Here is a 14,723-nt window from a genome sequence, read left to right as displayed (position 1 = left end):
GGGTCAGGCCTCGCCATCCGCCTCGGGACCGATGTCCTCCGCCTCGACGTCGATGGTGACGCCGGTGCGGCCGGACCGGCCATGGTCATGCTCCGGATCGATGCCATGGTCGCGGCGCAGCTCGTCGCGGACCTCCGCCATACGGGCGCGCAGCCGGGCATATTCGGCCATCAGCTGCCGGCGCCGATCGTTCGGCGTCACGTCCTTCGGCGGGCGCAGCGACCGCTTGAAGTCGATCAGCTGGCGGCGGGTCACGTCCGGACGGATCAGCCCCTGTGCCTTGGCGCGCTCCAGCTCGTCCGGCGTCATGGTGACGATCTGGTAGGCGACGCTTTCCGCCCCCGGCAGCACCTCCAGCGACAGCCGGCCGGTGTCCACCGCCTCCGCCACCGCACGGAACCGGAAGGCGGTTTCGACCGAGAACGGCATGTCGCTCTCGATCATCGCCTCGAAGTCGCCATGCGGCAGGATTTCCTTGGCGCGGTTCAGATACCGGCCGATCGACAGGAATTCCTTGCGGCTGCGGTTCCAGTGATAGCGGATTTCCTGCGCGAATTCCTGCCGGGTGTGGCAGGGCACGATGGCGTCGCTGATGTCGGACGCCCGGCGGTCCGCCTTCGACGGCGCCACCGCCGTCCCTGACCGCACAGGGGTAGACGCTACCTCCGGCTTGGCCGCCGGCGGGGGAGCGGCCTTGCCCTGCTCCGCCACCTTCTTCATGAAGGACTTCACATTCGCCATCTTCAGATCCCCAGCTCGTGCCGGATGAAGTACCAGGCGCCCAGGCATTCGTCGGCGCCGTTGACCGATCCGACATCGACGATGGAACAGCCGACATCGTCGACCCGGTGCATGTCCTCGATGTCCGGCACCTCGTGCGGCACCAGCCGGCCGACCCGGCCCAGCTCCAGCTTGGCCTCGCGCAGGCTGACCGACCGGCGCTTGACCCGGTTCAGCAGGAAGGCGGCGGGGCGGCCGTAATCGCGCAGGAACTCCATCCAGGGGATGACGCTCATCTTGTCGAAACGCCCGACCCCGGTCGGCACCAGCACCAGATCGGCCCGGCGCAGCAGGATCTTGGTCGCCTCCGGGTACAGCTCCACCGACGGCGGCGTGTCGATGAACACCACGTCATAGCGGGCGGGGTCGATCTGGGCCAGCGCGGCGTCGATCTCGTCCAGCGTCCCTTCATAATGGTCGATGGCCGCCACGTCGTGCGGCCGGCGCAGCTCGTGCCACTGCCCCAGCGTGCGCTGCGGATCGAAATCCAGCGTCGCCACCCGCATGCCGTCCTTGGCCGCGGCGACGGCGGTGTTCTTGCAGCTGGTGGTCTTGCCGGTGCCGCCCTTCGGCGCACTGTACACCACCCAACGCGCGGGCTTCGGCGCGGCTGGCTTTACCGGCTCTCCGGCGCCTTGGGCCGCCTGTCTGCCGCTTGATTTACCTGTCGATTTGCCCGCAGACTTCCTCGTGGCGACGGCGGTCGGATCGGCCATCTGTTTCCCCTGCATCGCGTGCCAGTCTACTTGATGGCCTTCTTATTAGCGGATCGGCGGCCGGCTCGAAAGGGCAAAGGCGATACCTGCGCCATGGAAATAGGCCGTCTCTGTACCGCGAAAACCGTTACCGGTAACGCCTGCCGCCGCAGGTCCGTTACCGACATCCGTTACCGGTAACGCTTCCGGTGCGACGGCAAGCCCCCACTCTGTTGCCGGTACGAAACATTCCGTCACCACTTTCGGTATTTCCGTGCAGCCGTCCGGTCGCTAAAATGTTTCGTATCCATTGGTTTACGACAGCGTATTGCCTTCCCTTCGGATTTCCGGGGCGGCGAGAGGATGGGATCGGTGATGCGAGTATCAGGGGTGTTCGGCATGGCGCGGCACCGGACGGCGTTGCGCCACAGCACGGCGCTGGCGGGTGCGGCCCGCTTCGCGATCGTCGCCGCGATCACCTCCCTCCCACTGACTCCGGCCCTGCCCCTCCCGGCCCTGGCCAATCCCGAAGGCGGCGTGGTCACCGACGGCGCCGCCACCATCCAGTCGACCGCCCCCGGCCGGCTCGATGTCATCCAGTCGACCTCCAGGGCGGTGATCGACTGGCAGCGCTTCGGCATCCGCGAGGGCGAGCACACCAACTTCCAGCAGCCCGACGCCGGCTCCATCACCCTCAACCGCGTCACCGGTCCCGACCCGTCGGCGATCCTGGGGCGGCTGACCGCCAACGGGCAGGTCTGGCTGGTCAACCCCAACGGCATCCTGTTCGGGCCGAACGCCCAGGTCGATGTGGGCGGGCTGCTCGCCACCACCCACGACATCCGCAACGACGACTTCATGGCCGGCCGTTACCGGTTCGAGGGCCGCGCCGGTTCCACCGCGACGGTGGAGAATGAGGGCACCATCACGGTGGCCGAGGCGGGGCTGGCGGCGCTGGTCGCCCCCGGCGTCGCCAACCGCGGCACCATCCAGGCCCGGCTGGGCGAGGTGACGCTGGCGTCCGGCCGGCGCTTCGTCGTCGACCTGTTCGGCGACCAGAAGATCAACATCGCGGTGGATGCGAAAACCGATGCGCGTCCCGTCGGCGCCAACGGCAAGCCGGTGGATGCGCTGGTCAGCAACAGCGGCAAGATCTTCGCCGACGGCGGCCGGGTGCAGATGACGGCAAGCGCCGCCAGGGGGCTGGTCGACCGCGTCGTCAACATGTCCGGCACCGTGCAGGCCCGCCGGGTGGAGCAGCAGGGCGGCGACATCGTCCTGCTCGGCGACGGCGGCGAGGTCGAGGTGTCCGGCACGCTCGACGCCGGCGGCAACGGGCCCACCCAGACCGGCGGTTCCGTCACCGTCTCCGGCAACCGCACGACGCTGGCGGCCACGGCGCGCATCGACGCTTCCGGTCCCGCCGGGGGCGGGGAGGTGCTGATCGGCGGCGACGTGCAGGGCGGCAAGGCGACCGCCGCCACGCTGGCCGGCTACAACATCCGCCCGGCGCGCAAGCCGGTGCCGCCCTCCACCGACACAATGGTGGCCCAGGGCGCCACCATCGCGGCCGACGCCACGCAGAGCGGCAAGGGCGGCAAGGTGGTGGTGTGGGCCGACGGCACCACGCACTTCGACGGCGCCATCTCCGCCCGCGGCGGTGCAGCCGGCGGCGACGGCGGCTTCGTCGAGACCTCCGGCAAGCTGTCGCTGCACGTGCGGGGCAGGGTCGATGCGGGGGCGGGAGTAGGGAAGGGCGGTTCCTGGCTGCTCGACCCGACCAACATCATCGTGGCGGACACCGGCGGCACCATCACCGCCACCGAGATCCAGGCCTCGCTGAACAGCGGCACCAGCGTCACGCTGCAGACCGACACCACCGGGTCCGAGGCCGGCGACATCACCGTCAACCAGTCCATCCTGAAATCGTCCGGCGGCGACGCCTCGCTGACGCTGAAGGCCTACCGCAACATCTATGTGTTCAAAAGCATCACCTCCACCGCGGGCGCCCTGAACGTCACGCTGAATTCCGCCACCGGGATCGGCAAGGGCACGGTCCAGGTGGCCGGAACCTCCGCCAGCCCCGTCACCATCGCCACCAACGGCGGCGCCTTCATCGTGGGCGGCGGTCTGGCCCCATCGACCACCGCCGCCGCCGCTCCTTCCGACGACGCCCAGGGCATCGGGGTCGGGTTCAGCTATGCCGATGTCAGAACCGGCGCCGGCAACATCACGATCAACGGGACCGGCGGCGAAAACCTGGGCGGAGGCATGTACGGCATCCGGCTGTATCAAAGCCAACTGACCACCACGACCGGCAGGATGGCCCTGACCGGCAGCGGCGGCAGCAACAGCTTCACCGTGGCGACCGACCCCGCCGGGCTGCACAGCGGCGACAATGTCGGTGTCCTGATCGACGGTTCCACGCTTCGCAGTACGGGCGGCGACGTCACCATATCCGGCACGGGCGGCGACAGCGATGCGGCCAGCAGCCCGGGATCCTCGGGAAGTCCCGAAATCCAGCTTCTCGGCAGCGATCATGGAATGGGCATACGGCTCCAGAACGCCACCATCGAAACGGGCGGTGCGGGAGCCATCACCCTGGCCGGCACCGGCGGCTCGAACCTGAGCGGCGGCAACCATGGCATCTCGATCTACGACAGCACTGTGACCACGGCGGGCGGCCCCATCATCCTGACGGGTGAAGGGGGCTGGGACGGCATTTTCCGGTGGGACTGCCCGGAAGGCAACTGGACCTGTTCCGTCCAGTCGCATTCCGGCGAGAATGTCGGTGTCGTGCTGGAGAAGGCCACCGTGCAAAGCACCGGCGGCGCGATCACCGTCAACGGCACCGGAGGCGCCAGCGCCAGCGAGGCCTACGACGGAAATGATTCCATCCGCATCCTCGGCGCCTCGTCACTGACCGTTCTCGGCGACGCTCCCATCACCCTTCGGAGCGATCAGGGGCGGCGCAGCGATATCCTGCTGGAGTTGTCGGCTCTGTCCTCCCATGCGGGATCGCTCACGATCGATGCAGGGCAGAACCTGATCATGGACCATGCGACCCTCGCCTCCGGCCGTGAAGCCTCGCTCAAGGCCGGGGAGGACATCGAGTTCGTGAATGGCACCCTTACGACCGGTGGGGCGCCGGTGGTCCTCAACAGTTACCGCGACAGCTATGGTGGAGGCTCCCTGCTTCTGGATCACAGTTCGATCCAGACCCTTGGCGGCGCCATCACCCTGGGCGGCGGGGAAGACCCGCTGCTTTCGCCCGCGACCGGCAACTGGACGAGCACGGCCGGCGTGACGCTCGACACCAGCACGCTGGCTTCCGGCGGCGGCGCCATCTCCATCCGGGGGGAAGGCTCCGGGTATGACAACGAGGGGCATGGCGTATCGATCATCGGCGCATCGACCATCGATTCCGGCACCGGCAAGATCGCCATCCGCGGCAAAGCGCTGTCCTATTACGGCTGGAACGCCGGCGTGCTGATCGCCTCCGCCGATGGCGGCAATCCGGTCGTCCGCTCCGGCTCCTCGGCATCCGATGCGATCCTGATCGACGGTGACGCCACCGAGGCGGACGCGGACGAGGCGTGGGGCGTGAAGATCCAGGGCTCGGCGACGATCGCCTCGTCCGGCGGCATCGCCATCACCGGCAAGGCCGGCGCATCGGCCGTCACCTACGATGTCGCCGGCATCGGCCTCGATGCCGACACCGGCGGCAGCATCCGCATCGCGGCCGGCGGCGGAGAGGTGTCCCTGCAGGGCACCGCCGGAACCGGCGAAAAGGCGACGGCGCTGTACAGCAACGGCGACGTGGTGATCAGCAGCTCTCCGCCGCCTCCCCCGCCACCACCGCCGCCGCCCCCTCCGCCGCCCCCTCCGCCGGTGACGCCCCCGGTTACACCACCGGTGACGCCCCCGATCACGGACGACCCGACCACTCCGACCACGCCGACCACGCCGACGACGCCCACGACGCCGACCACCCCCGGCACTGACGGCGGAGACGGAACCGGCACGCCGACCACCGGCACCGACACGTCTGGAACGGACACCGGCGGAACCGGCACGACATCCCCGTCGACCACCCCGTCCACCGCGACCGGCAGCAGTACCGTGCAGACGGTGCTGCAGACGGTGGCGCAGATCGCATCCACCCCGACGGGGACGACGGCCACCGGCTCGACCGCAACGAACACCGGCACCACGACCGGCACCACGACCAGCCCATCGACCGGCTCCCCGACCACCGCGGCCACCCCGCAGACCTTCCTGGCGGCACTGGAGCAGGGGACCGGCCAAGGGACAGGGCAGGAGACCGCTCAAGGGACAGGGCAGGGCGGCCAGTCCTCCGGCGGCACCCAGCCGGCCGGCAACGGCCCGACCTCACCGCCGCCGCCGCCCGCCCCGGCGACGGTGGTGCTGCCGTCCGGGCGCTCCGTCACCTTTACGGCGGAGGCGACGCAGGCCTACGCCTCCGGCGCCACCCTGTCGCAGCCGGGGCCGCAGCTTCTCGCCGCGCCGCAGGTGCAGGCGGCGGCCGGCAGCCTCATCCAGGCGGCCGGCAGCGGCGGCATGGTCCAGGCGGTGACGAGCCTTTCGACTGGCAGCCTCTCCCTGCCGGAACAGCGCGCGGTGCTGGCCAGCGTTCCCGTCCCCACCCTGATCGGCGGCCTGACCGCCAGCGGCGATCCGGTGGCGGTGCGCGTCGGCGGCATCCTGCAGAACAGCGCGTCCGGCCAGCCCGGCGGCTATGCCCAGGTGCGCGCCGCGGTGACCCAGGCCAACCTGCCGCCCCAGGTCGCCCGCACCTACCTCGCCATGGTCCAGCGGGTGGAGCGCGAGCAGCGCACCCAGGCCTTCGCCGGCGCGCTGCGGCAGTTGGTGGCGAACCCGCGGGCGGCGGACATGTTCGGCCGGCCGACCGCCGCCTCGGCCCCGCCCAGCCTGCAGCAGGCGCGCGGCGGCCGCACCCGCGGCGGCAGCATGACCCTGCGCGGCATCGTCGCCGACAGCGCCAACCTGGCGGAGGCGCGGGTGAACGGCCGCTGGGTCTTCATCGACGAGAAGGGCCAGTTCCGCACCAGCATCCCGGTGGAGCCGGGGGCGACCGAAGCCACCCTGACCATGACCGACGAGGCCGGCAAGACGACCGAGCAGCGCATCGCCATCGACAGCGCCACCGCCTCCCCCGATCCCGCCGCCCCGCCGAAGCCGCGCAAGATCGCCCTGATGATCGCGGTCGACAGCTACCGCGACGGCGCCATCCCGGCGCTCGCCACGCCCGAGGCCGACATCAAGGCGGTGGCGCAGGCGCTGAACGACCATCTCGGCTACGAGACGCGGACCCTGCGCAACCCGACCAAGGCGCAGATCGGCGAGGCCCTGCGCAAGCTCGGCCGCGAGGTCGGCGAGCAGGATCAGGTGATGGTCTATTACGCCGGCCACGGCTACGAACTGGCGGAGACCGGCACCGGCTATTGGCTGCCGGCCGATGCGGAGACGACCAGCGCCCGCAACTGGGTGTCCAACAACGACATCGGCCGCTTCCTCAGCCGCATGCCGGCCAAGCATGTGATGGTGGTGTCGGACAGCTGCTATTCCGGCGCCTTCACCAAGGAACAGAAGATCGACGCCAGCCGCCTCGCCAGCGAGCAGGAGATCCGGCAGCGCCGCTCCGTCATGGCCCTGTCGTCGGGCGGCGACGAGCCGGTCGCCGACGGCGAGGTGAATTCCCCCTTCGCGGTGGCGCTGAAGAAGCGGGTGCTGGCCCTGCCGAAGGACAGCAACGGCTACAGCCTGTATCAGGAGGTCCGCGCCGACGTGACCAGCGAAGCGCCGCAGACCCCGCAATATGGCGTGATCCGCACCGCCGGCTACGACGAAGGCGGCGACTTCATCCTGGACCTGCCGGATCGCGCCATGAACTGAGGGGCCGCGATCAACGCCCTCTCCCGTCCCGGGAGAGGGAGGGGACCCGCCGAAGGCGGGGAGGGTGAGGGGGAATCCAAGGAACCAGAAGCGCAAGGTTCCTTGCACTACCCCTCACCCTTCCCATGGCTTACGCCATGGGCCCCTTCCCTCTCCCGGGGCGGGAGAGGGAGCTATTCATTTTCCCCTGGCGCATAGTTTCAAAAGAAACTATATGAGCGACAAATGGTCGCGCCCGGCGCCCACGCCGGCCGCATCCCCCGGATCAGGGAGCTGCCCGCATGACGTCCTCCGCCTTCACCTACCAGTCCGGCTTCGGCAACGAGTTCGCGACGGAGGCGCTGCCCGGCGCCTTGCCCGTCGGCCGCAACTCGCCGCAGCGTCCACCCTACGGCCTCTACGCCGAACAGATCAGCGGCACCGCCTTCACCGCGCCCCGCGCCCACAACCGCCGCTCCTGGCTCTACCGCATCCGCCCGGCGGTGGTGCACGAACCCTTCCGCCCGCTGGAGTCCGGCCGCCTGACCAGCCGCTTCGACGAGGTGCCGGCCCCGCCGACCCAGCTGCGCTGGAACCCGCCGCCGATGCCGGATGCCCCCACCGACTTCGTCGCCGGCCTCACCACCATGGGCGGCAATGGCGGGCCGCAGGCGCAGACCGGCTGCGGCATCCATCTCTACGCCGCCAACCGGTCGATGCAGGGCCGCTTCTTCTACGATGCCGACGGCGAGCTGCTGATCGTGCCGCAGCAGGGCCGCCTGCGCCTCTACACCGAGCTTGGCGTGCTGGAGGTCGAACCGCAGGAGATCGCCCTGATCCCCCGCGGCATCCGCTTCCGGGTGGAACTGCTCGACGGCACCGCCCGCGGCTATGTCTGCGAGAATTTCGGCGCACCCTTCCGCCTGCCGGACCTCGGCCCCATCGGCTCCAACGGGCTGGCCAACCCGCGTGACTTCCTGACGCCCGACGCCTGGTACGAGGATGTCGACGGCGCCTTCGAACTGGTGGCGAAGTTCGACGGCGCCCTGTGGACCGCCCGCATCGGCCATTCGCCGCTGGACGTGGTGGCATGGCACGGCAACCACGCGCCCTGCAAATACGACCTGCGCCGCTTCAACACCATCGGCTCGATCAGCTTCGACCATCCCGACCCGTCGATCTTCCTGGTTCTGCAATCGCCCAGCGACACCCCCGGCGTCGACAGCATCGATTTCGTCATCTTCCCGCCGCGCTGGCTGGTGCAGGAGGACACCTTCCGTCCGCCCTGGTTCCACCGCAACATCGCCAGCGAGTTCATGGGCCTGATCCATGGCGTCTACGACGCGAAGGAGGAGGGCTTCCTGCCCGGCGGCGCCAGCTTGCACAACTGCATGAGCGGCCACGGCCCCGATGCGGAGACCTTCGCCAAGGCCACCGCCGCCGACACCAGCCGGCCGCAGCGGGTCGGCGACACCATGGCCTTCATGTTCGAAACCCGCGCCGTCATCCGTCCGACACGGCACGCACTGGAAACTGCCGAGCTTCAGCACGATTATTACCGCTGCTGGCAGGGGCTGGCGAAGCGCTTCGACCCAAAACGGCCATAGGCCAACCGGAAACCCGGCAAGGCGCACCCACCGGCCCCCGACCATGCGACATTTTGTCTCGACGGCGCGCGCGCAGCCTTTCACACTGCTGCCGTGCCGTTCGTGCGCTTGGCAAGGGGAGGGGGCCGATGGCGGCCGAGATTGGTACTGCTGCGGAAAGCCGGTCGCTGCTCGACCGCATGATCGACCGGATGACGGTGCAGCGCAACGCGCTGGCCTGGGCGCAGCGCGCGGTCGCCGGGCGCGACGGCATGGTGCTGGAGGTGGGGCTGGGCAAGGGCCGCACCTTCGACCATCTGCGCCACCTGTTCCCGCCGCGCGACATCCTGGTCTTCGACATGTGGGTGCGCGTGCCGCCGGAACTGACGCCGGACGAGGACCGCCTGTTCGTCGGCGATTTCCAGGAAACCATGCCGGCCGCCGCCGAACGGTTCGGCCGCTGCGCTCGGCTGGCCCATGCCGATTTCGGCAGCACCGACCGCAATCACGACGCCAAACAGGCGGCGTGGCTGGCGCCGCTGATTGACGCGCTGATGCTGCCCGGCGGCGTCGTGCTGTCCGACCGGCCGCTGCAGCGTCCCAACTGGACCCCGCTTCCCCTGCCGCAGGACGAACGCTGGACCTATCACGCCTGGAAGGTCGAAGGCTGAGCGGAGCGGCATCAGTGGAAAATGGCCCGGCCGAAGCCAATCTTCCGTCCTTCATTCCCCCGCGCGTGATCCCAGCGGCCCCGACCGGCCGTGACGCTGAAGGCCTTTGATGGACCGCAACATATTTCAGTTCATTTGGAAGCACAGCGGACGCCAGCAGATCCTGCTCGCCCTGTTGACGGTCGCGTCGTTCCCGGTGCTCTACGCCTCGCTTGAACTGCCGAAGATCATCATCAACCGGGCCTTGTCCGATCCCCAGCCGGTGCGCGAGATCCTCGGCGTCGCCATGGGGCCGGTGACCTACCTGCTGGTGCTGTGCTTCACCTTCCTGGCGCTGGTGCTGGCCAACGGCGCCTTCAAGATGCGGATCAACACCTTCAAGGGCGTGGTCGGCGAACGACAGGTGCGGCGCCTGCGCTTCATGCTGCTGGACCGCATGCTGCGCTTCCCGCTGCCGCATTTCTCCAAGGTCAGCCAGGGAGAGCTGATCTCCACCATCTCGGCGGAAACCGAACCGCTGGCCGGCTTCATCGGCGATTCCTTCGCCCAGCCGCTCTACCAGGGCGGCACGATGCTCACCATCCTGCTGTTCCTGTTCATCCAGCAGCCGACCATCGGTCTGGTCTCGGTCGCGCTGATCCCGGTGCAGGCCTACATCATCCCCAAGCTTCAGATGAAGGTGAAGCTGCTGGGCAAGGAGCGGGTGCGCAAGGTCCGGCAGCTGTCCGAACGCATCGGCGAAAGCGTGGAGAACGTCCGCGAGGTCCGCGTCAACGGCACCGTCCGCTACGTACTGGCCGAGTTCTCTCAATATCTCGGAAGCATCTACTGGATCAGGCTTGAGATCTACAAGCGCAAGTATTTCGTCAAGTTCCTGAACAACTTCATCAACCAGATCACACCCTTCTTCCTATTTTCCATCGGCGGCTATCTGGTCCTGCATGGGAACATGACCATCGGCGCGCTGGTGGCCGCGCTCTCCGCCTTCAAGGACCTGACAGCCCCCTGGAAGGAGCTGCTCGACTATTACCAGAACATGATCGACGCCCAGATCAAGTACGAGCAGATCGCCGACCAGTTCTCGCCCCCCTTCCTGTTCGAGTGGACGCCGCCGACGCCCGCCACCCCCACCGACCTCAAGGCCCCCCTGCGGCTGGATGCGGTGACCTGGGCCAACGAGTACGGCGACCGCATGCTGCAGCGCCTGTCGCTGGAGGTGCCGCCGGGCGCGATGGTCGGCATCGCCGGCACCAACGCGCTGGCCCTGCGCCGTCTGGCGGAGGTGCTGGTGCGGCTGTCGCCGCCGACCTCCGGCCGGATCACCATCGGCGACCGGACGCTGGACGAGCTGCCGCTGGAACTGCTGGGCCGCCGCATGGCCTATGCCAGCCCCGAACCGCGCATGTTCACCGGCAGCATGATGCAGAACATCACCTACGGGCTGCGCCACCGCCCGCCGGCCGACGATCCGGACTCCATGTCGCCCGCCCGCCGGCGCGAGATCGCGGAGGCCGAGGCGTCGGGCAACTCCACCGACAGCATGGAGGGGATCTGGACCGACTTCGCCATGATCGGCGCCACCGACTGGACCAGCCTGCGTCCCTGGTTCATGCAGTGCCTGGCGGCGACCGGCGGCGAGACCGCCGTCTACCAGCGCGGCCTGCGCGAGGTGTTCGATCCCGACGACTACCCCTTCGTCGCCCAGCCGCTGCTGCGCGCCCGCCACTGGCTGCGCGACGCCATCGCCGAACGCGGGATGGACAAGCTGCTGGCCCGCTTCGACCGCAACCGCTTCAACCCCTACGCCAGCCTCGCCGAGAACATGCTGTTCGGCCTGCCGGACGGCAAGCGGCTGACGGTCGCCCGCATGGTCTGCAACCCGACCGTCCGCGAGCTGATGGAGACCTACGGGCTGTGGGAGTCCGCCGTCCGCATCGGCCGCCGCTTCGCCATGCGGGTGGTCGGGGTCTATCGCGACAGCGCCGACGGCGACGTCATGATCATGCGCTACCCGCACATCGACGACGCCCTGTTCGAGGAGCTGGTGGAGGCGGTCACCCGGCTGAAGCGCCGCTCCGAACGGCCGCAGCGCCGCCACCAGGAGGCGGACACCCTGCTGTTCGCCACCATGTTCCTGATGATCGTGCCCAAGCGCGACGGCATGGACTTCGTGCCCCCGGCGGAGCGCGAGGCGATCATGGCGATCCGCCACAGCCTGCTGAAGGAGATGCCGTACGAGCTGCGCGACAAGGTCGCCGTCTTCGATCCGGACCTTTACCACCCGCGCCTGAACGTGATGGACAACCTTCTGTTCGGCCGCATCACCACCGAGGATCCGCGCGCCATCACCCAGCTGCGCGCCCTGGTGGACGAGGCGCTGGAACGGACCGACGCGCGCGCCTTCGTGCTAATCCTGGTGGCGCTGGGCGAGGTCGGCATCGGCGGCTCGCTGCTGCCGATCAGCGTGCGCCAGCGGGTGCAGCTGATCCGCGGCCTGATGAAGAAGCCGGACATCTTCGTCATCTATCAGGCGCTCAACAGCTACGATCCGGAGGAGCGGCTGCGCATCTTCCTGCGCATGAAGGAGCTGCTGCCGACCATGACGCTGATCGTGCTGGAGGAGCGGATTTCCGACAACCCGGCCTTCGACGCGCTCTACGACCTGGAGGACGGCCGGCTGGTCCGGCGCGGCCAGCATGGCGCCGACCATGACGAGGACACCATGCCGGGCGAGGCTGAGGAGACCGACGAGCCGGCCCTGCGCCTGCTGTCGCGCTCGCCCGTCTTCTCCGACCTGCCGGAAACGGTGCTGCGCCGCCTGCTGACGGCGTCGGAATGGCGCAGCGTGGCGGCCGGCGATTTCATCTACCGCAGCGGCGAACCGTCGGAATTCACCTTCGTCCTGGCGGAAGGGGAGGCGGAGCTGGTGCGGCTGATGCCCGACAACCAGCCGCCGCTGCACATCGCCTACATCAAGCCGCCCGAGGTGATCGGCGATCTGGAGCTTCTGGCCGGCGTCCGCCGCTTCTCCACCATCCGCGCCCGCACCGACCTGCGCCTGCTGCGGCTGGACGGGGCGAACATGCTGCGGCTGCTGTCGACGGTGCCGGATTTGCCGCTGCGGGTGATCCAGCAGGTCGGCAAGCGCCTGACCAGCGAAGCGCCGGCCGTCCCTCCTCCTGCGACCCAAATCCCTCTCCCGCCCCGGGAGAGGGAAGGGGCCCAGGCGGAGCCTGGGAAGGGTGAGGGGTGAGGCAAGGGATGCGATGAGCCTGGAGACCCAAAGATGCTGACTGTCGAGGGCCTGACGATCCGCTTCCGCAACGCCCCCCGCCCGGTGGTCGACGGCGTCGGCTTCTCCATCGGCGCCGGGCAGAGCGTCGCACTGGTCGGCGAATCCGGCTCGGGCAAGACGCTGACCTGCCGCAGCATCCTCGGCATCCTGCCGCGCGGGGCGGAGGTGGCGGGCGGCTCCATCCTGTTCGGCCGCGGGAACGAGGCGGTCGACCTGCTGCGCCTGTCCAAGGCGGGCCTGCGCGACATCCGCGGCAGCCGCATCTCGATGATCTTCCAGGAACCGATGAGCGCGCTGTCGCCGCTCCACACCATCGGCGACCAGACGATCGAGGTGCTGCGGCTGCACGGCAACTGCAACCGCACGAGCGCGCGCGAACGCTGCCTCGCCATGTTCGACCGCGTCGGCTTCCCCGATCCGGTGCGCGCCTTCCGCTCCTATCCGTTCCAGCTGTCGGGCGGCCTGCGCCAGCGCGCGATGATCGCCATGGCGATGGTCGCCCGCCCGCAGCTGCTGATCGCCGACGAGCCGACGACCGCCCTCGACGTCACCCTGCAGGCCCAGGTTCTGGCCCTCATCAAGGAGCTGCAGGCCGAGACCGGCATGGCGGTTCTGCTGGTCACCCACGATCTGGGGGTGGTCGCCAACATGGCCGACGCCGTGGTGGTGATGCGCGCCGGCCGGGTGATGGAATCGGGCTGTTGCGCCGACGTACTCGGCCGGCCGCTGCACGGCTACACCCGCAAGCTGATGGCCGCCGCCCCCTCAATCCCCGCGATGGTCTGCGTGCCGCCGGGCGAGGACGTGCGCGACGCCATCCTGGAATTCCACGGCGTCGCCAAGACCTACGAGCGCGGCAACCTGCGCATCCGCGCGCTGGACGGCGTCGACCTGTCGGTCGGCCGCGGCGAGACGCTGGCCATCGTCGGCGAGTCAGGATCAGGCAAGACGACGCTGGCGCGGCTGGCCATGCTGGCGGAGCGGCCGGATCCCGGTGGCCGCCTGCTGTTCCGGCCGGCCGCCGGGCAGCCGCCGCTCGACCTCCTTTCCGCCGCCGGGCCGGAGCTGACCGCCTACCGCCGCCGTGCCCAGATGGTGTTCCAGGATCCCTATGCCTCCCTCAGTCCCCGCATGAGCGTCGGCGAGATCATCGCGGAGCCGCTGGCGATCCACGGCGTCTGCGGCCGCGGCGAGGGGCGCGAGCGGGTGCGGGCGCTGATGGCGCAGGTCGGCCTCGATCCCGCCTGGGCCAACCGCTATCCCCACGCCTTCTCCGGCGGCCAGCGCCAGCGCATCGGCATCGCCCGCGCGCTCGCCCTCGACCCGCAGCTGCTGATCTGCGACGAGCCGACCTCGGCGCTCGACGTGTCGGTGCAGGCACAGGTGCTCGACCTGCTGGAATCGATCAAGCAGCGGCTCGGCCTCAGCCTGATGTTCATCTCGCACGATCTGGCTGTGGTGGCGCGGCTGGCCGACCGCGTCGCGGTGATGCGCGCCGGCCGGGTGATGGAGGAGGCGCCGCCAGCCCTGCTGTTCTCCGCCCCGCTGCATCCCTACACCCGCGCGCTGATCGCCGCCTCGCCGGAACCGGACGTCGACCGCCCGATCGACATCGCCACCGTGGCCTTGGGCGCCGGCCGCCCCGACCTCTGGCCCGAACCCTTCCGCCCCACCCCCGACGGCGCCCCCCCTCCATTGGTGGAAGCCGCGCCCGGTCATTTCGTGAGGCGGGCGGCATGAGGACGCTCTTTCGCCCCGCTGGGAGAAATCGCCCTCTCCC

General features: G+C 69.4%; 7 protein-coding genes. 5 read left to right on the top strand and 2 right to left on the bottom strand.

Annotated elements, in window-relative coordinates; translation table 11 throughout:
* Window positions 1-3: 3 nt before the first annotated feature.
* Complete coding sequence (locus B9N97_RS32610) at window positions 4-741, bottom strand: DUF3102 domain-containing protein (protein ID WP_085091988.1); 738 nt, start codon at window positions 739-741, stop codon at window positions 4-6.
* Between the two features lie 2 nt (window positions 742-743).
* The gene (locus B9N97_RS32605; RefSeq protein ID WP_244561053.1) at window positions 744-1,367 is read right to left on the bottom strand and encodes a ParA family protein; all 624 of its coding nucleotides are present in this window, start codon (window positions 1,365-1,367) and stop codon (window positions 744-746) included.
* A 483-nt stretch (window positions 1,368-1,850) separates the two neighbouring features.
* Here B9N97_RS32605 and B9N97_RS32600 point away from each other — a divergent pair, with 483 nt between their 5' ends.
* From B9N97_RS32600 to B9N97_RS32580, 5 genes are all read left to right on the top strand, one after another.
* Window positions 1,851-7,412, top strand: a complete 5,562-nt coding sequence (locus tag B9N97_RS32600; RefSeq protein ID WP_167393466.1) for a two-partner secretion domain-containing protein — start codon at window positions 1,851-1,853, stop codon at window positions 7,410-7,412.
* Between the two features lie 281 nt (window positions 7,413-7,693).
* Complete coding sequence (gene hmgA, locus B9N97_RS32595) at window positions 7,694-8,998, top strand: homogentisate 1,2-dioxygenase (RefSeq protein ID WP_085091985.1); 1,305 nt, start codon at window positions 7,694-7,696, stop codon at window positions 8,996-8,998.
* 128 nt (window positions 8,999-9,126) lie between these two features.
* Window positions 9,127-9,648 (top strand): class I SAM-dependent methyltransferase, encoded by a 522-nt coding sequence (locus B9N97_RS32590; protein ID WP_085091984.1) that lies wholly within the window; start codon window positions 9,127-9,129, stop codon window positions 9,646-9,648.
* A 109-nt stretch (window positions 9,649-9,757) separates the two neighbouring features.
* Complete coding sequence (locus B9N97_RS32585) at window positions 9,758-12,901, top strand: ABC transporter transmembrane domain-containing protein (RefSeq protein WP_085091983.1); 3,144 nt, start codon at window positions 9,758-9,760, stop codon at window positions 12,899-12,901.
* Window positions 12,902-12,934: 33 nt separating this feature from the next.
* Window positions 12,935-14,683, top strand: a complete 1,749-nt coding sequence (locus B9N97_RS32580) for an ABC transporter ATP-binding protein (RefSeq protein ID WP_085091982.1) — start codon at window positions 12,935-12,937, stop codon at window positions 14,681-14,683.
* Window positions 14,684-14,723: the final 40 nt, after the last annotated feature.

The organism is Azospirillum oryzae (assembly GCF_900177515.1).
Taxonomy (GTDB): Bacteria; Pseudomonadota; Alphaproteobacteria; order Azospirillales; family Azospirillaceae; genus Azospirillum; species Azospirillum oryzae_A.
Note: the sequence above shows the minus strand (reverse complement) of the source record. Positions and strands in the feature narration are given on the sequence as shown.